Consider the following 15,549-nt stretch of genomic DNA (forward strand, 5'->3'; position numbering starts at 1 on the left):
GCACAAACGGTGTCCGGATGGAGCCTCAGGTCCGGTCAGTCACAACCAAATCTACGCCGGGCCGCCAAGGCGAGATCAGACCAGCGCGCTCAAGGGGGTGGGCTTGCGGCCGCCGACCTGCTCGACGACGTCGGTGACGGTGGCGAGCTTGCCGAGGCGGGTCGCCGTGCCGAACGAGGTGAGCAGCGGGGCGATGAAGTCCGGGAGCCCGGCGGAGACCAGGCCGGCGGTGTAGGCCTCGTCGTCGACCTGGACGACGTCGACCGGCTTGCCGGACTTCTGGGTGGCGAGCTCGGCCAGGTCGGCCGCGGTGTAGGCGTGCGGGCCGGTGACGTCGTACGCCTTGCCCTCGTGTCCCTCGCCCGTCAGGACCCCGGCGGCGACGGCCGCGCAGTCGGCCCGGGTGACGTAGGCCGCGCCGCCGTCGCCGGTGTTGGTGACCAGCTGTCCGGTCGCGGCGGCCTGGGCGACGGAGTCGACCTGCATGTCGGCGTAGAGGTTGTTGCGAAGCATGGTCCATGCCAGGCCGCTCTCGCGCAGCGCGTCCTCGGTGGCGGCGTGGTCGGCGACGACGCCGGCAGGGTTGTCCGCGGTCGGCCCGGAGACCGAGGTGTAGGCCATGTGGCGCACGCCCGCCTTGACGGCCGCATCGATCGCGGCGAGGTGGCCCTCGACGCGGGCGCCGACGGCATCGGTGGAGATCAGCAGTACGCGCTCGACGCCGGCGAAGGCCTCGACCAGCTCGTCGGGCTTGCCGAAGTCGGCGGCACGGACGTCGGCACCGCGCTCGGCGTAGTCCGCGAGCTTCGCGGGGTCGCGGGTGAGGAGCACGACCTCGGCAGGGTCGACGGTGGTGAGGAGCTGGTCGGCGACGAGGCGGCCGAGCTGGCCGGAGGCACCGGTGATGGCGATGGTCATGGGAGGCCTATCGGTAGTGCCGTAACTGTAGTCACGGCGGTGACGGTTTCATAAATGTAGTCATACCGATGGCAATAAGGCAAGATGGGGGTATGGCCGCCCCGACGAACACCCGTTTCGCGGTGGCCGTCCATGTCCTGACGTACCTCGCCTCGTGCGCTGCCGCCGGCCGCACGACCCCCGTCAGCTCCGACGAGCTCGCCGGCAGCACCGCGGTCAACCCGGTCCATGTGCGCAAGGTGCTCGGGCCGCTGCGTACGGCCGGTCTGGTGCGGTCCCGTCCCGGCGCCCACGGGGGATGGGAGCTGGCGGTCGACCCCGGGACGGTGAACCTCGCCCAGGTGTGGCAGGTGCTGCAGGGCGACGATCAGGTCCTCGGCATCCATGGCCCCAACCCCGCCTGCGCGGTGGGCGCCAACATCCAGGGTGTCCTCGTCGACCTCGACCGCCGGGTGGCCCGCGCCGTCCTCGACGAGCTCTCGGGGATCACGCTCGACGACGTCATGTCGACGGCCGGTTTCAACGCGGAGGACTTCGCGATCCTGCTGCCCTGAGGGCCGTTCTCGCGCTTGACCGCAACGACCACAACGTCCGTTACGACGGCAACGTTGACCTGTGGTGCGCGTCACCCACAGTCTCGGGTGTCACCACGTGACGGTCAGCACACGGCGTAGAGAACCAGGATCGGCAATGCTCGTAGCACTCGGCTTCATGATGGTCGCCCTCTTCATGTTCCTGATCATGTCCAGACGGGCGACCCCGGTCGTCGGCCTCATCGCGGTGCCGGTGGTGTTCGGCGTCGCCGCGGGCGCCGGGCTGGGCATCGGCGACATGATCGTCGATGCGGTCAAGGAGCTCGCGCCGACCGCGGCGATGCTGTTCTTCGCGATCATCTTCTTCGGGATCATGATCGACGTCGGCCTGTTCGACCCGCTGGTCAAGCTGATCCTGCGGATGGTCGGCTACGACCCGATGCGTCTGGTCGTCGGGACCGCTGTCCTCGCGATGGTCGTCTCGCTCGACGGCGACGGGTCGACCACGTTCATCATCGTGACCTCCGCGCTGCTCCCGCTCTACCTGAAGCTCGGGGTGAGCCCGGTCGTGCTCACCGTCGTGGCCGGCCTTGCCAACGGCGCGATGAACATCCTCCCCTGGGGTGGTCCGACCGCCCGCGCCGCTGCCTCGCTCGGGGTCTCGCCGTCTGACGTGTTCGTGCCGATGATCCCGTCGATGATCGCGGGTCTGGCTGTCGTGCTGGTCTTCGCCGTGCACCTGGGGTACCTCGAGCGCCGCCGGATCGGCTCGCTGGAGCTGACCGAGATGACCCAGACGACCGAGGAGCGCGTGCTGGTCGGTGCCGGTGCCCCCGCCTCGGCCACGGCTGGTGCGGGAGGCGACTCGGGCCGCGGCTCGGGCCGCGACGAGGAGAACGACGACGCGGACTGGTTCGCGGACGGGCTCGACCCGAAGCGCTCGACGCTGCGACCGGGGCTGTTCTGGTTCAACGCGCTCCTGACCGCCACGCTGCTGGTCGTCCTCGTGCTCGACATCCTGCCGATCCTGGTGCTCTTCATGGTCGCCGCGGCGATCGCGCTGGTCGTGAACTTCCCGCAGGTCAAGGAGCAGCAGGAGGCGATCACCCGGCATGCCCCGAGCATCGTGTCCGTGGTGGCGATGGTCTTCGCCGCGGCCGTGCTGACCGGAGTGTTCCAGGGGACCGGCATGGTCGAGGCGATGGCGCGATGGCTGATCGACATCATCCCGCCCGCGCTGGGCCCGCACATGGCGGTGATCGCCGGCGTACTCAGCCTGCCGTTCACCTTCTTCATGAGCAACGACGCCTTCTACTTCGGCGTTCTCCCGGTGCTCTCCGAGGCGGCGTCGACCTACGGCATCGCCCCGGAGGAGATGGCGCGCGCCTCGATCACCGGCCAGACCTTCCACATGCAGAGCCCGCTCGTGCCCGCCATCCTGCTGCTGGTGACCTTGGCGAGGGTGCCTCTCGCCGATCACCACAAGAAGGTGCTGTGGCGCGCGGCCGCGGTGTCGCTCACGATGCTGGCCATCGGGGTGCTGACCACGGCGATCCCGTTGTAGCCGATAGCCTCCTGGATGTGGAGCTATATGGGGCCGCCGACCGCGAGCGGATCGTCGCCGAGCCGCCCAAGCGGGTGGTCGCGCCGGAGCGTACGCAGTTCGAGCGCGACCGCGCCCGCGTGGTGCATGCCGCCTCGACCCGGCGGCTGGCGGCGAAGACTCAGGTCGTGGGGCCGCAGGCCGACGATTTCGTGCGCAACCGGCTGACCCACTCGCTCGAGGTGGCCCAGGTCGCGCGGGACCTGTCGCGTGCCCTGAACGGCCCGGACTCGCCACAGCCCGACATCGCCGAGACCGCGGCCCTCGCCCACGACCTCGGGCACCCGCCGTTCGGGCACAACGGCGAGAACGTGCTCGCCGAGCAGGCGAAGGGCATCGGTGGGTTCGAGGGCAACGCGCAGACGCTGCGCATCCTGACCCGGCTGGAGGCGAAGACCTTCGACGCCGACGGGCGCTCGGTCGGGCTCAACCTGACCCGGGCGACGCTGGACGCGTGCACGAAGTATCCGTGGGGCTTCGGTGAGCGCAAGGGGTCGAAGTTCGGGGTCTACGAGGACGACCTGCCGGTCTTCACCTGGCTGCGCGCCACGGATGCCGGACAGCGGCAGTGCGTCGAGGCGCAGATCATGGACCTCTCCGACGACGTCGCCTACTCCGTCCATGACGTCGAGGACGGCATCGTCGCCGGCAAGATCGACCTGGCCCGCCTCGACCTCGACGGCGTCGCCGCGACCGTCGCCGACTGGTACGTCCCGGGCTTCGACCGTGCTGTCGCGGTATCGACCATCGCCGATCTGAGTGCCGCCGGCTGCTGGATCCCCGAGGGCGCCGCGTACGACGCCTCTCGCCGTTCCCGGGCCATGCTCAAGAACCTGACCTCCGACGTCATCGGCCGGTTCTGCGGGGCGGTGCGGGAGGCGACGTACGCCGCCGGCGGCGGTCCCTACGTCCGCTACGGCGCGGACCTGGTGGTGCCGGAGCAGACTCGCCTGGAGATCGCGCTGCTGAAGGGGATCGCGGCGCACTACGTGATGCGCACCGACGAGCGGGCCGTGAAGATGGACCGCCAGCGCAACCTGCTCGGTGAGCTCCTCGAGCACCTCGTCGCCACCGGACCGGACGACCTCGACCGGCAGTTCGCCGACGACTGGCACGACGCGGCCGACGACGCCGCCCGGCTCCGCGTCGTGATCGACCAGGTCGCCTCGCTCACCGACATCACCGCACTGGCCTGGCACGAACGGCTCTGCCGGCGCCCCTGACGCCATTGCGGGCACGTCATTTAAGCGTTACCTTAAATGACGTGGCCGATGTCTGGTACGCCGTCTCCGACTCCACCCGCCGCCAGATCCTGGCTCGGGTGGCCGCCGGGCCATGCTCGGTGGGCGAGCTCACCGATGCCCTGCCGGTGAGCATGGCCGCGGTGTCCCAGCACCTCAAGATCCTGCGCGAGGCCGGGCTGGTGTCGATGACCCCGGCCGGTCGTCGCCGGATCTACCAGGCCCGGCTCGAGGGCCTGGCCGAGCTGCGCGCCGAGCTGGATACCTACTGGACCCAGGCGTTGCATTCGTTCAAGCAGGTGGCTGAGGACAGCTACCGTGCAGAGACGACCGGAGCGAGGTCGGGCGGCGAGCTTGCTCGTCCGCACGCGCCGAGCGAGGGAGTAAGCGAGCACAGCGAGCAGAAGGAGCAGCAATGAGCACCACTCGCGAAAAGACCTCCGTGGAGCTGGAGATCACCGTCGACGTCCCGGTCGAGCACGCCTTCAAGGTGTTCACCGAGGACTTCGACCGGATCAAGCCGCGCGAGCACAACATGCTTCCCGTCGAGATCGCCGAGACGGTGCTGGAACCCCGGGTCGGCGGTCGCGTCTACGACCGCGGTGTCGACGGCAGCACCTGTCAGTGGGCGCGCGTCCTCGCCGTCGAACCGCCCCACCGGCTGGTGATCTCCTGGGACATCACCCCCGACTTCAAGCTCGAGCCCGATCCGTCGCGGTGCAGCGAGGTCGAGTTCACCTTCACCGCGGTGGGCGCGGAGCAGACCCACCTACGCCTCGAGCACCGCCACCTCGACCGGCACGGCGCAGGGTGGCAGGGCTGGCGTGACCGGGCCGCCGGATCCGACGCCTGGGGGATCTATCTGCAGCGCTTCCGGGCTCTCGCGCAGGCGTGATCGGGGTGGACCGCACCGCGCTCGCGACGGCCGAACGGAAGGATCTCGCCGACTTCCTCGACACACTCGAGCCGGAGCACTGGGAGCGGCCCTCGCTGTGCAGCGGGTGGACGGTTCGGGACGTCGTCGCGCACCTGATCAGCTACGAGGAGATCGGGCTGGGTGAGTTCGCCGGGCGGTTCGTGCGCGCCGGGTTCCGGTTCGGCCGGATGAACGCCCGCCGTCTCGAGGAGTTCGGTGCCCGGGGTCCGGCCGAGCTGGTCGCCTACGTGCGGGCGCATGCCCGACCGTCCGGACCGACGGCGATGGCCGATGCCAGGATCGGGCTGACCGACGGCCTCATCCACCACCAGGACATCCGCCGGGCGCTCGGGCGGCCGCGCGAGGTGCCGGCCGAACGGCTCGCGCCGGTGCTCGACTTCGCGCTGATGGCCCCGCCGCTGCCGGCCAGGCGCAACGTACGCGGCCTGCGTCTGGTGGCCACCGACCTCGCCTGGTCCCGCGGGAGCGGCGAGGAGGTCACAGGGCCGGCCGAGGCGCTGCTGATGGCGGTCTGCGGACGGGCAGACGCACTGCCCGAGCTCACCGGGCCGGGGCTGGCGACGCTCGAGAGCAAGGTGCGGCGTACCGGCTGAGCCGAAGCTAGGGAACGATGATCCAGAGCGCCGAGGCGATCACGAAGACCGAGAGGCCGAGGGTGGTCTCCAGGACCGTCCAGGTCTTCAGGGTGGTGATGACGTCCATCCCGAAGAAGCGGCTGACCAGCCAGAACCCGGAGTCGTTGACGTGGGAGAGGACGGTCGCGCCGGCGGCGATGGCGAAGACGAGCAGGGCGATGTCGAAGTTGCCCAGCCCCGCGGCAGCGACCTGTGCGGAGATCAGGCCGGCCGTGGTGGTCAGCGCGACGGTCGCGGAGCCCTGGGCGACCCGGAGCAGGGTGGCGATCAGGAACGCCTGCACGATGAGCGACATCCCGAGACCGGAGAGCGAGGTGGACAGCGCCTCGCCGATCCCGCTGATGCGCAGCACGCCGCCGAACATCCCGCCGGCGCCGGTGATCAGGATGATCGCGCAGATCGGGCCGAGCGCCTTGTCGACGATCTCGCTCGCCTGGCCGATGGGGAAGCGGCCAGGTGCGAGCACGAAGATCGCGACGAGCACGGTGATCAGCAGCGCGATCGGGGTCTGGCCGATGAGGATCAGTGCGCTGGCCCAGGTGGCGTCTTCGCTGACTGTCCCGGCGGCGATCAGCGTGCTGACGACCGTGTTGAGACCGATCAGAACGAGGGGCAGAGCCAGGAGGAGCACGACGGTGGCGAACGGCGGGGGAGTGGCGCCGCTCTCCAAGGCGTCGTCCGCATTGCCGGTCGCGAAGACGTTGGGCGGCTCCGGGTTGTATCGGGCGCCGAGCCTGGTGCCGACGAGGTAGGCGCCGGGGATCCAGGCGAGGACGGCGACCGGCACACCGATCAGGAGGGTGAGGCCGATGTCGCCGCCGAGCTCCGTCGCGGCGGCGACCGGGCCCGGGTGGGGTGGCACGACAGCGTGCATCGCGGCAAAGCTACCGGCTGTGGGCAGGGCGTAGATGAGGATCGAGCCGCCGAAGCGCCGCGCGACCGCGAAGATGATCGGCAGGAAGACGACCAGGCCTGCGTCGAAGAAGATCGGGAACCCGAAGATCAGCGCGGCGACGCCGAGCGCGAGCGGGGCACGCTTCTCGCCGAACGCGCCGATGAGCGTGTCGGCGAGCACCTGCGCGCCGCCGGTCACCTCCAGCAACCGTCCGAGCATCACCCCGAACGCCACCAGCAGTGCCACCGAGCCGAGCGTGGCGCTGAAGCCCGCCAGCATCGCCGCGGGCACGTCGGCGACCGGGATGCCGGCCGCGACCGCGGTGACCGCGCTGACCAGCACCAGCGAGATGAAGGCGTGCAGCTTGACCTTGGCGATCAGGAAGAGGAGTACGGCGACGGCGACGGCGGCGATCAGGAGCATCACCCAGGTGGGGTGAGCGGGGGCCAGCGGATCCATGGCGGTCACCCTAGCGACGGGGTGTGACCGAGGTCACCCCTACCGGGGTATGGGAGAGTCTCCTGATGTGAGCGATCCCCTCGTCTGGCTGCCGTTCGACCCATCCGAGCTGGGCGAGGTGCCCGCAGGTCTCCGCTTCGAGCTCTTCGACCACACCCGCTTCACCGGTGGCGAGGTGGAGGTGCCGGACTCGGTAGGTGAGGTGGCCTTCTACCTGCCGCCCTACATGCTCGGCTCGCGCATCTTCGACGTCGTCAGCCAGATGACCTCGCTCCAGGTCGTACAGCTGCTCACCGCGGGGGTCGACGCCGCCCGCGGCCACATCCCGGAGGGCGTGACCCTCTGCAACGGCCGCGGCATCCACGACACCTCGACCGCCGAGCTCGCCGTCACGCTGGTCCTGTCGTCGCTGCGGGGCATCCCCGGCCACGTACGCCACCAGGACGAGCACGCCTGGCGGCCCGGCTGGTTCCCGTCGCTGGCCGACAAGAGGGTCCTGATCGTCGGGTACGGCGCGATCGGCCGGGCCATCGAGGCACGGCTGCTTCCGTTCGAGACAGAGGTGGTCGGGGTCGCGCGGACCGCGCGGGAGGGCGTGCACGGCTTCGACGAGCTCGACACGCTCGTGCCCGAGGCCGACGTGATCGTGCTGGCCACGCCGCTCACCGACGAGACCCGCGGCCTCGTCGACCGGAAGCTCCTCGGGCAGATGAAGGACGGTGCGCTGCTGGTCAATGTCGCCCGCGGTGGTGTCGTCGTCACCTCCGACCTGGTCGCCGAGCTCGCCACGAAGCGGATCCACGCGGCGATCGATGTCGCCGAGGCCGAGCCGCTCCCGGCGGAGAGCCCGCTGTGGAGCTCGCCCAACCTGCTCATCACGCCGCACGTCGGTGGCGCGTCGAGCGCTATGTGGCCCCGCGCCTACCGGGTCGTACGCGAGCAGCTCGAGCGGTTCGCTGCCGGCGAGCCGCTGGCCAACGTGATGTCGGGCGCCTACTGATGCTGCGGATCGCGGTCGTCCAGGAGACGGCGGTGCCGGGCGACGTCGCGGCCAACGTCGCGACGGCAGCGGATCGGGTCCGTGAGGCGGCGGCGAGGGGCGCCCGGTTGGTCGCGCTGCCGGAGACGTTCACGACCTCGTGGGACCTCGACGCCTTCGATGGCCCGCTGCCCTCGCTCGACGACACCGCCTGGCTCGCCCCGGCGCAGGCCGCGGTGGACGAGACCGGCGCGGTGCTCGTCCTCAACTCGCCCCTCGCCCAGGCCGGACGCCGGGCGATCACCAGCCTGGTCATCGCGCCAGGGGAGGAGCCGGTCGCGGCGTACGACAAACAGCACCTCTACCCGCCGGAGGTCGAGCGTTTCGAGCCCGGCCAGCACGGCACGACGGTCGAGGTCGACGGCGTCCGGGTGGCCCTGTCGGTCTGCTACGACGCCAACTTTCCCGAGCACGCGGCCGCTGCGGCCGCCGACGGCGCGGTCCTCTATCTCAACACCGGTGCCTACTTCCCAGGCGGAGGCCACCGGCGCGACCTGCACTACGCCGCCCGGGCGCTGGACAACTCGATGTACGTCGCCTTCGCCGGTCTCGTCGGCGGGCCGCTGGGCCTCATCGGCGGCTCCGCGGTCTACGACCCGCTCGGCCGGCCGGTAGAGCGGCTCGACGACGCGACCCCTGGGATGGTCGTCGCCACGATCGACCCGGCCGAGGTCACGCGCGTCCGGGGCGAGCAGCGGATGTGGGCCGACCACCGAGCCGACCTCGGCCCGCGGCGTACGCTCCGTCTCTAGCCGTCCGTCAGCCGGCCGGCTCCTCGGCGACGAGCTTGCCGAAGGCGATCATCCGGTTGTCGGTGTGGAAGAGCTCGGAGCAGGTGGTGAGGGTGATCAGGCGCTGGCCCTCGACCTGCTCGGGCTCCACCCCACCACGGTCGGGGTTGTCGGGGAGCGGGTCGGTGACCCAGACGGAGGTGAACGGCACGATCAGGTCGTCGCCGTCGCTGGTGAGGGCGTAGACGTACGTCTTCTCCCTGGTCAGCACGTGGATCTCGTCGCCTTCGCGGAGCTCGGGGAGGTCGCGCAGCGGCTCGCCGTGGGTGATCCGGTGACCGGCGAGCGCGAAGTTGCCGACCTCGCCGGGTCCGGCGGTGCCGGAGAAGTGGCCGAAACCGGCGCCCAGGGCCCGGTCCGAGGTGCCTTCGAGGACCGGGATCCGGTAGTCCTCGCCGAAGCGGGGGATCTCGATGAGCGCCTCGGCCGAACCGAACTCGGTCGTGGCCTCGGCCCTGCCCGATTCCCACGCCTTCTCGATCGTCGAGGTCGCTTCCTGCTGGCGTTGCTTGCTGACGATCGTGGTGCCGTAGAGCTCCCAGGCGGCGTAGCCGAGGAGCCCCACACCGGCCAGGACCATCACGAGGCCGAGCCAGAAAGTCGCCCGGCGGGCCCGCGTTCGGGCCGACGGTCGGGCCGGTGTGGTGGTGGACATCAGGTCAAGCATCTCAGGCTGATCCACGGCCCCGTAGGATCAGGCGTTGTGGCGGGCCGCATCAAGGAGACGAGCATCCAGGAGGTGCGCGAGAAGGCGCGCCTGGACGACATCGTCTCCCAGTACGTCACGCTGCGCCGCGCGGGCCCGGGGACCTACAAGGGCCTGTGCCCGTTCCACGACGAGAAGTCGCCTTCGTTCAACGTGAACCCGTCCCGGGGCTTCTTCAAGTGCTTCGGTTGCCAAGAGGGCGGCGACGTCATCGACTTCGTGATGAAGCTCGAAGGACTGAGCTTCTTCGAGGCGGTCGAGCGGCTCGGCGACAAGGTCGGCGTGCAGGTGCAGCGCGAGGAGGGCGACGAGGCGCCGGTCCGACGTGGTCCCGGTCGCGGCAAGCTGGTCGAGGCCCACAAGGTCGCCGCCGAGTTCTACGCCGAGCAGCTGCTGACTCCGGACGCCGTCGTCGCGCGACAGTTCCTCGCCGAGAAGGGCTTCGACCGCGACGCGGCGCTGCACTTCGGGGTCGGCTTCTCGCCGCGCGGGGGAGAGGACCTCTACCGCCACCTGCGTGCGCGCGGGTTCTCGGACGAGGAGGTCGTCACCGCCGGCCTGGTGGCGCACGGGCGGTCGCACTACGACCGGTTCCGCGGTCGGCTGATGTGGCCGATCCGGGAGTCGGGCGGTGACGTGATCGGCTTCGGCGCCCGCCGGCTCTTCGACGACGACCGCATCGAGGCGAAATACCTCAACACCTCCGAGACGCCGATCTACAAGAAGTCGCACGTCCTCTATGGCATCGACCTGGCCCGCAAGGAGATGGCCCGCACCCGCGAGGCGGTCATCGTGGAGGGCTACACCGACGTGATGGCCTGCCACCTCGCCGGGATCACCACCGCCGTGGCGACCTGCGGCACCGCGTTCGGCGACGACCACGCGAAGGTGCTGCGCCGGTTCATCTCCGACGACCAGCAGCTGCGTGGCGCGGTCGTGTTCACCTTCGACGGCGACGCCGCCGGCCAGGCCGCGGCGCTGAAGGCGTTCAAGGGCGACGGCAACTTCACCTCCCAGACGTACGTCGCCGTCGAGCCCGACGGCCTCGACCCCAACGACCTGCGGATCAAGAAGGGCGACGAGGCGGTCCGCGAGCTGCTCGCCAACCGTGTCCCGCTCTACGAGTTCGTGCTGCGCAACGTCGCTTCGAAGTACGACCTGGACCGTGCCGACGGGCGGGTCGACGCCCTCCGCGAGGCGGCCCCGCTGGTCGCCTCCGTGCGCGATGAGTCCAAGAAGATGGGCTTCACCCGCGACCTGGCTCGCTTCCTCGGCGTCGACCCCGACGAGGCTGCCAGAGAGGTACGCCGCGCCGCCGGCCGCCCGGCTCCTTCGGCTGCTCCGCCGCGACGCGAGGCCGTCGCCACGTCCGAGGCTCCCGTCGCGCCGCAGCGCCCGCCCATGCCGCATCCGCGCGAGCCGCGCTTCACGGTCGAGCGCGAGACCCTGAAGCTCTTCGTGCAGCACCCTGTCGCGTTGGGGCGCACCACCGGCGAGATCACCCCCGAGGCCTTCACCCACCCCCTCTACCGGGCGCTGTGGGAGATCATCGCGGGCCTCGGTGGCCCCGGCGCCGGCACCGGCGACGCCGGCTGGGCCCAGAAGCTCGGTGCCGCCGCCTCGGACCCGCTCGTCAGCCGCATCCTCGCCGAGCTCGCCGTGGAGCCGATCCCTTCCGCGAAGGAGCCGGATGCTGCGTACGTCCTGCAGTACGTCGTACGCCTCCTCGAGCTCCTCGACCAGCGCCGCATCGCCGAGGTGAAGAGCCGTCTGCAGCGCTCCGATGCGGCCGCCGACCCCGAGTCCTACAACCGTCTTTTCGCCCAGCTCGCCGCCCTCGAACAGCACCGTCGCGGCCTCCGCAACCTCGTCGCCGAGTGACGGCCTGCCGATTTCCGATCGCCGCCGCCGGGTTGCTAAGGTTTCACCCGCGCCGCAAGGTGCAATTCCCCTGTAGCTCAATTGGCAGAGCATTCGGCTGTTAACCGGAGGGTTGTTGGTTCGAGTCCAACCGGGGGAGCAAGAAAAGGGCCGCTGACCAGGTAAAACGCCAAGGTCAGCGGCTCTCGTCATTTCGGTCCAAGACCGTTTCTCCCGGAGTTCACCCGGTTTTAGGGCTCGGAGTGGACTCCTTGAAGAACTTCTCAAGGGTCTCGGCGACCTTCGGTGCCTCCGTGTTGATCCCGACGTAGAACGACTCTGTCGTGGTCTGGCTTGCGTGGCCGAGCTGCTCCTGAGCCGTGCGGAGGTCGTACTCCTCGGTGAGCAGTTTCGCCACGGCCTTGCGGAACGTCTTGAAGGTGCCCCAGGCGTAAGTGAACCGTCCGGGGCCGTCGACGTCGGAGTGTGCGCTGCAGAGCACAGGCCCTATCGCGGCCGATGCAGGCTGGTACGGGCCAGGTACGGGAACGGCAGGACCGGGTGGCGCCATACGTTGAGGGCTCCCGCTACCTAGAAGGAGGGCATGTGCCTGCACTGCTCAGAAAGTTCACTGCCGGCGTGGTCTTCGCTGCCTTGGCAACGGTCGTCGGAGTCGTTGTCGCCACGCCTGCGCAGGCAGCGTCACACTACGGTTGCAGTTATCCGAACCTGTGCCTTAAGACCGGGACATACAGCGGCGGAACCACGATCTGGTACGGCTCCGCATCCGGCTATCGAAACCTCCCGGAAGGCGATCAGAACAGGGCTGACTCTGTCATCAACACCAAGAACGACGACTCGATCTGGCTCTTGGATACCGGCACCAGCCCGGACTCCTACATCTGCATCCCCGCAGACACCTACGTGAATCTCGGCAACTACAGCAACACGTTGCGCGGCCCGAACGAGACTTGGGCGAACGACGCGGACACGGTGATGATCTGGCCGGACTCTGACAACGGAATGTGCCGGAACCCACAAGGAGTCGACACCAACCGAGTGCAGCAAGGCGCAGTTCCGAACGGTTGGCGCCCGTAACCTGTTGCTCAGCATTCGGTACTTGAAAAGCCGTCTGACCTGCTGTGAAAGAGGTCGGACGGCTTTGCTGGTCGGCGTGTACGTCGCCTTGCTAGAGGAGATCCCCCCAGCCAGCTGCGCTGGCATCGACCAGGCGGCGGTTTCCGGCGAGGACGAGTAGAGCGATCACAACCACCCCGTTCCGCAGGTCGACACACACGCTTGTGCGTTCTGGGCGGATTCGACGGGGATTGGTGAACATCCTGCCTTTCTCCCGCTTCTGGACGGATGACACTGATTGACAATGGGTGCTTTTTCGACATTCGGGCAGGTGAGAGCGGCCGTTCGTCAACGTGCGTCAAGCGCCGTTGGCGGCCTTCCGAAACGGAGAGTTGCTGGTTCGAGTCCAACCGGGGAGCAAGAAACTCCGTCTGACCTGGTCAAACAGGACAGGCGGAGTTCGTTGTCTTGTCCGGTTCAGAGGCTTGGTCACACTTTGCGGCGCTCTTGGGGTCGGCGCGTCGAGCTCCGGGTCTGGGAGCAGGACGTCGTCGACCAGCGGCGGCCGGGCGAACACCGATACGTGACTTCTTCCCACGTACCTGATGGTTGAGATATCGTCGATATGTCATCATCTCTCGACGGATCCGGAGGCCGCTGTGACGCCGCAAGGTGGGGTCGTCTTCGAAGCCCTCGCCGACCCGACGCGCCGCGAGATCCTGCTCGCGCTGGCGGACGGGGAGCTCGCGGTCGGCGACATCGCCGACCGGGTCCAGGGTGTCGGCCGGACGACGGTGTCCAGCCACTTACGCGTGCTCCGCATGGCTGGCCTGGTGACCGAGCGTCGTGAAGGGCGCTTCCGCCTCTACAGCATCGACCCGACACCTGCATCGCAGCTGGTGGGGTTCGTCGCCCAGGTCTACCGGGACTCGCTCGACGAGCTGAGGTCCGACGCCAGGGTGGCTCCGCGGAACGCAAAAGGGCGTTCCACCGCTACCGGCTGACAGGGGTCGCCCATGGGCGAGATCATCCTCGCGGACCGAGAACAACTTCCGTGTCCACCCGAGCAGGCCTTCGATGTGATTGCCGGTGGCGGCCTGCCGGGCTGGCGCCTGCCGAGGGGTCAAGCGCTGCGACTCGGTGTGCCGGTGGCCATCCCGTTGACCCTCCCCGCCACGCTTGGCGGTCAGCGTGCCGAGATTCTCGGTCGCGTCGTCAGCGTCGACCGTCCACGGCGCTTCGTCGTTCACCACGACCTCCCGTGGACCGGGAGCGTGACGGTGAGCGTACGTCCCGACGGGCCGGCGCGTTCCACGGTGCGGGTGGCGGTGCAGCTGGACGAGGAGGCCCTGGGCTGGGCACGGCGGATGGTGGCCGCACCGGCTCCCGCGGCCGGCGACGTGTGGCGACTCGGCCTGATCTCCAGCGGCACTGGCCCGGCAAGCGTGTTCTCCGTCGCGGCACGGAGCACCGCACGGTTGGCGGTCGAGCAGATCAACGCAGACGGTGGCGTTCTGGGGCGCCCGCTCGAGCTGATGACAGGCGACGACGGCACTCACCCGGGCCTCGGCGCGGCCGAGCTCGTCCGCCTGGCCCACGCCGGGTGCCGGGTGGTGCTGGCCAACGTCACCTCCGCGGTCTTCCAAGCGCTGCGCCCGGTGGCACGTAAGTACGGCGTCTTGATCATCCACACGCCGCTGAACGAGGGCGGTGCCGGCGCGCCAGAGCTCCTCCGTCTCGGCGAGCGCCCCGCCGCCCAGGCGGCGGCCGCCATCCCGGCCCTGATGCGTGCGACGAGTGGGTCCCACTTCTACCTGGCGGGCAACGACTACTGCTGGTCCCGCGGCGCCAACCGGGCGGTTCGTAGGGTGGTCGAGCGGTCCGGCGGTTCAGTGGCCGCGGAGGCGTACGCCGAGCTGGGGACGACCGACTTCGCTTCGCTCATCGCCTCCATCCGCCGGAGCGGTGCTGATCTCGTCGTCTCTTCGCTCGTCGGCGCTGACGAGGTCGCGTTCGAGCAGCAGATGCACGCCGCTGGTCTACGTCAGGAGGTGGCGACGCTGGCGCTCGTCCTGGACGAGTCGACACACGAGTTCATAGGCCCGGACGCCAGCGAGGGGCTGTGGACGGCGTTCTCGTACTTCGAGAGCCTCGACTCCGCGGCCAACAATGCGTTCAAGGCCGATTACCACCGCCGGTTCGGGCCCGAGGCAGCGCCCGTGTCGAGTATGACCGAGGGGCTCTACGAGGCGGTGCACCTGGTCACCCGGGCAGCCGCCGACGGCGGGTCCTGGGATCCGGTCGTGGTCGGTGAGCGGCTTCGGGTGGGCGTGACGTACGACGGTCCGCGGGGAAGGGTCAGTACGTCATGGCGGGGCCTGCATCAGCCGATCTATCTCGCCACCTCCCGGGGCGGGGCACTCCGCGTGACCGAGCAGCTCACGGATCTGGCGAGGTGAGCCGAACCTGCTTCCGGCGGCGTCGGAAGGGGAGGGTGAGGTGCTGTTCGAGCAGCTTGGGGAGTGCGGCACACCCCGGCCCTCCCGCATGAACCCAAGTGGCGATCGCCGCGTTCTCCTCGGGGCCGAGGATGCGTGCGAACCAGACCGGCCGGGCGCCGGAGCGCCGCGCGCCGGCGCCCGGTGAGACGACGACGACGTTGGCCGCGCCGCAGACCCACAGGCAGCCGGTCACGCGGAGCGAGGCTCGGCTGCCGAGCCGGTCGCCGAGGTCCGCGACGAGCGCTGCATGGTCCACGTCCGGATGGACCTCGGTGCTGCCGCAGCAGCAGCCGCGGCAGACGGTGACGGTGCAACGGTCACCGCCTGCCGCGGCACTGGTGTGCATGCCGGTCG

17 protein-coding genes and 1 tRNA gene are annotated in these 15,549 nt (G+C 69.6%); 13 read left to right on the forward strand and 5 right to left on the reverse strand.

Translation table 11 applies throughout. The features are described 5' to 3' along the window. Positions 1 to 75: 75 nt before the first annotated feature. Positions 76 to 918: an SDR family oxidoreductase gene (locus ACFX43_RS11790; RefSeq protein WP_378820914.1), complete on the reverse strand. Its 843-nt coding sequence runs from the start codon at positions 916 to 918 to the stop codon at positions 76 to 78. Positions 919 to 1,010: 92 nt separating this feature from the next. Between ACFX43_RS11790 and ACFX43_RS11795 the strand changes: the two genes are divergently transcribed. From ACFX43_RS11795 to ACFX43_RS11820, 6 genes are all read left to right on the forward strand, one after another. Continuing rightward, positions 1,011 to 1,472 carry an Rrf2 family transcriptional regulator gene (locus tag ACFX43_RS11795; RefSeq protein ID WP_355020456.1) on the forward strand — a complete coding sequence of 154 codons (462 nt, stop codon included), beginning with the start codon at positions 1,011 to 1,013 and terminating at the stop codon, positions 1,470 to 1,472. A gap of 136 nt (positions 1,473 to 1,608) precedes the next feature. Continuing rightward, entirely contained in the window at positions 1,609 to 3,015 is a 1,407-nt protein-coding gene (locus ACFX43_RS11800; RefSeq protein WP_378820918.1) for a CitMHS family transporter, read from the forward strand. A gap of 17 nt (positions 3,016 to 3,032) precedes the next feature. Then, entirely contained in the window at positions 3,033 to 4,277 is a 1,245-nt protein-coding gene (locus ACFX43_RS11805) for a deoxyguanosinetriphosphate triphosphohydrolase (protein ID WP_378820921.1), read from the forward strand. 41 nt (positions 4,278 to 4,318) lie between these two features. Continuing rightward, positions 4,319 to 4,714 (forward strand): ArsR/SmtB family transcription factor, encoded by a 396-nt coding sequence (locus ACFX43_RS11810; protein ID WP_378820923.1) that lies wholly within the window; start codon positions 4,319 to 4,321, stop codon positions 4,712 to 4,714. After that, positions 4,711 to 5,190 carry an SRPBCC family protein gene (locus tag ACFX43_RS11815; protein ID WP_378820926.1) on the forward strand — a complete coding sequence of 160 codons (480 nt, stop codon included), beginning with the start codon at positions 4,711 to 4,713 and terminating at the stop codon, positions 5,188 to 5,190. The genes ACFX43_RS11810 and ACFX43_RS11815 overlap by 4 nt, the downstream gene beginning before the upstream one ends. Positions 5,191 to 5,195: 5 nt before the next feature. After that, positions 5,196 to 5,825 (forward strand): maleylpyruvate isomerase family mycothiol-dependent enzyme, encoded by a 630-nt coding sequence (locus tag ACFX43_RS11820; protein WP_378820929.1) that lies wholly within the window; start codon positions 5,196 to 5,198, stop codon positions 5,823 to 5,825. 7 nt (positions 5,826 to 5,832) lie between these two features. Here the strand turns inward: ACFX43_RS11820 and ACFX43_RS11825 are convergent, their stop codons facing one another. Further along, a complete protein-coding gene (locus tag ACFX43_RS11825; RefSeq protein WP_378820931.1) occupies positions 5,833 to 7,221 on the reverse strand; it encodes a GntP family permease in 1,389 nt (462 codons plus the stop codon). A 67-nt stretch (positions 7,222 to 7,288) separates the two neighbouring features. On the opposite strand from ACFX43_RS11825, the gene ACFX43_RS11830 reads away from it, so the two are divergent. Both ACFX43_RS11830 and ACFX43_RS11835 read left to right on the forward strand, forming a co-directional pair. Next, complete coding sequence (locus ACFX43_RS11830; RefSeq protein ID WP_378820934.1) at positions 7,289 to 8,221, forward strand: 2-hydroxyacid dehydrogenase; 933 nt, start codon at positions 7,289 to 7,291, stop codon at positions 8,219 to 8,221. After that, complete coding sequence (locus ACFX43_RS11835; RefSeq protein WP_378820937.1) at positions 8,221 to 9,012, forward strand: carbon-nitrogen hydrolase family protein; 792 nt, start codon at positions 8,221 to 8,223, stop codon at positions 9,010 to 9,012. The genes ACFX43_RS11830 and ACFX43_RS11835 overlap by 1 nt, the downstream gene beginning before the upstream one ends. 7 nt (positions 9,013 to 9,019) lie before the next feature. Here ACFX43_RS11835 and ACFX43_RS11840 read toward each other — a convergent pair whose 3' ends face one another. Further along, complete coding sequence (locus ACFX43_RS11840) at positions 9,020 to 9,706, reverse strand: class E sortase (protein ID WP_378820939.1); 687 nt, start codon at positions 9,704 to 9,706, stop codon at positions 9,020 to 9,022. A gap of 48 nt (positions 9,707 to 9,754) precedes the next feature. Between ACFX43_RS11840 and dnaG the strand changes: the two genes are divergently transcribed. Together dnaG and ACFX43_RS11850 are read left to right on the forward strand one after the other, a co-directional pair. Beyond that, positions 9,755 to 11,638: a DNA primase gene (gene dnaG / locus ACFX43_RS11845; RefSeq protein WP_378820942.1), complete on the forward strand. Its 1,884-nt coding sequence runs from the start codon at positions 9,755 to 9,757 to the stop codon at positions 11,636 to 11,638. 66 nt (positions 11,639 to 11,704) lie between these two features. Next, positions 11,705 to 11,777: transfer RNA gene (locus ACFX43_RS11850), tRNA-Asn, on the forward strand. A gap of 81 nt (positions 11,778 to 11,858) precedes the next feature. On the opposite strand, the gene ACFX43_RS11855 is transcribed toward ACFX43_RS11850, so the two are convergent. Then, positions 11,859 to 12,119 carry a hypothetical protein gene (locus tag ACFX43_RS11855; protein ID WP_378820945.1) on the reverse strand — a complete coding sequence of 87 codons (261 nt, stop codon included), beginning with the start codon at positions 12,117 to 12,119 and terminating at the stop codon, positions 11,859 to 11,861. 104 nt (positions 12,120 to 12,223) lie between these two features. Here ACFX43_RS11855 and ACFX43_RS11860 point away from each other — a divergent pair, with 104 nt between their 5' ends. The 3 genes from ACFX43_RS11860 (at position 12,224) to ACFX43_RS11870 (ending at position 15,153) form a co-directional block, all read left to right on the forward strand. Next, entirely contained in the window at positions 12,224 to 12,715 is a 492-nt protein-coding gene (locus tag ACFX43_RS11860) for a hypothetical protein (RefSeq protein WP_378820947.1), read from the forward strand. 638 nt (positions 12,716 to 13,353) lie between these two features. After that, entirely contained in the window at positions 13,354 to 13,698 is a 345-nt protein-coding gene (locus ACFX43_RS11865; RefSeq protein WP_378820949.1) for an ArsR/SmtB family transcription factor, read from the forward strand. Between the two features lie 12 nt (positions 13,699 to 13,710). Beyond that, complete coding sequence (locus ACFX43_RS11870; RefSeq protein ID WP_378820952.1) at positions 13,711 to 15,153, forward strand: substrate-binding protein; 1,443 nt, start codon at positions 13,711 to 13,713, stop codon at positions 15,151 to 15,153. Here ACFX43_RS11870 and ACFX43_RS11875 read toward each other — a convergent pair. Next, the gene (locus ACFX43_RS11875) at positions 15,134 to 15,541 is read right to left on the reverse strand and encodes a (2Fe-2S) ferredoxin domain-containing protein (protein WP_378820954.1); all 408 of its coding nucleotides are present in this window, start codon (positions 15,539 to 15,541) and stop codon (positions 15,134 to 15,136) included. The two genes, ACFX43_RS11870 and ACFX43_RS11875, sit on opposite strands and share 20 nt — an antisense overlap. Positions 15,542 to 15,549: the final 8 nt, after the last annotated feature.

The organism is Nocardioides sp. YIM B13467, from assembly GCF_042788075.1.
GTDB lineage: Bacteria > Actinomycetota > Actinomycetes > Propionibacteriales > Nocardioidaceae > Nocardioides.

Excerpts from the sequence above, each read along its gene's own strand:
- ACFX43_RS11790 (WP_378820914.1), bottom strand. The coding sequence starts at position 918 with ATGACCATCGCCATCACCGGTGCCTCCGGCCAGCTCGGCCGCCTCGTC.
- ACFX43_RS11795 (WP_355020456.1), top strand. The coding sequence starts at position 1,011 with ATGGCCGCCCCGACGAACACCCGTTTCGCGGTGGCCGTCCATGTCCTG.
- ACFX43_RS11800 (WP_378820918.1), top strand. The coding sequence starts at position 1,609 with ATGCTCGTAGCACTCGGCTTCATGATGGTCGCCCTCTTCATGTTCCTG.
- ACFX43_RS11815 (WP_378820926.1), top strand. The coding sequence starts at position 4,711 with ATGAGCACCACTCGCGAAAAGACCTCCGTGGAGCTGGAGATCACCGTC.
- ACFX43_RS11825 (WP_378820931.1), bottom strand. The coding sequence starts at position 7,221 with ATGGATCCGCTGGCCCCCGCTCACCCCACCTGGGTGATGCTCCTGATC.
- ACFX43_RS11835 (WP_378820937.1), top strand. The coding sequence starts at position 8,221 with ATGCTGCGGATCGCGGTCGTCCAGGAGACGGCGGTGCCGGGCGACGTC.
- ACFX43_RS11840 (WP_378820939.1), bottom strand. The coding sequence starts at position 9,706 with ATGTCCACCACCACACCGGCCCGACCGTCGGCCCGAACGCGGGCCCGC.
- ACFX43_RS11870 (WP_378820952.1), top strand. The coding sequence starts at position 13,711 with ATGGGCGAGATCATCCTCGCGGACCGAGAACAACTTCCGTGTCCACCC.
- ACFX43_RS11875 (WP_378820954.1), bottom strand. The coding sequence starts at position 15,541 with ATGCACACCAGTGCCGCGGCAGGCGGTGACCGTTGCACCGTCACCGTC.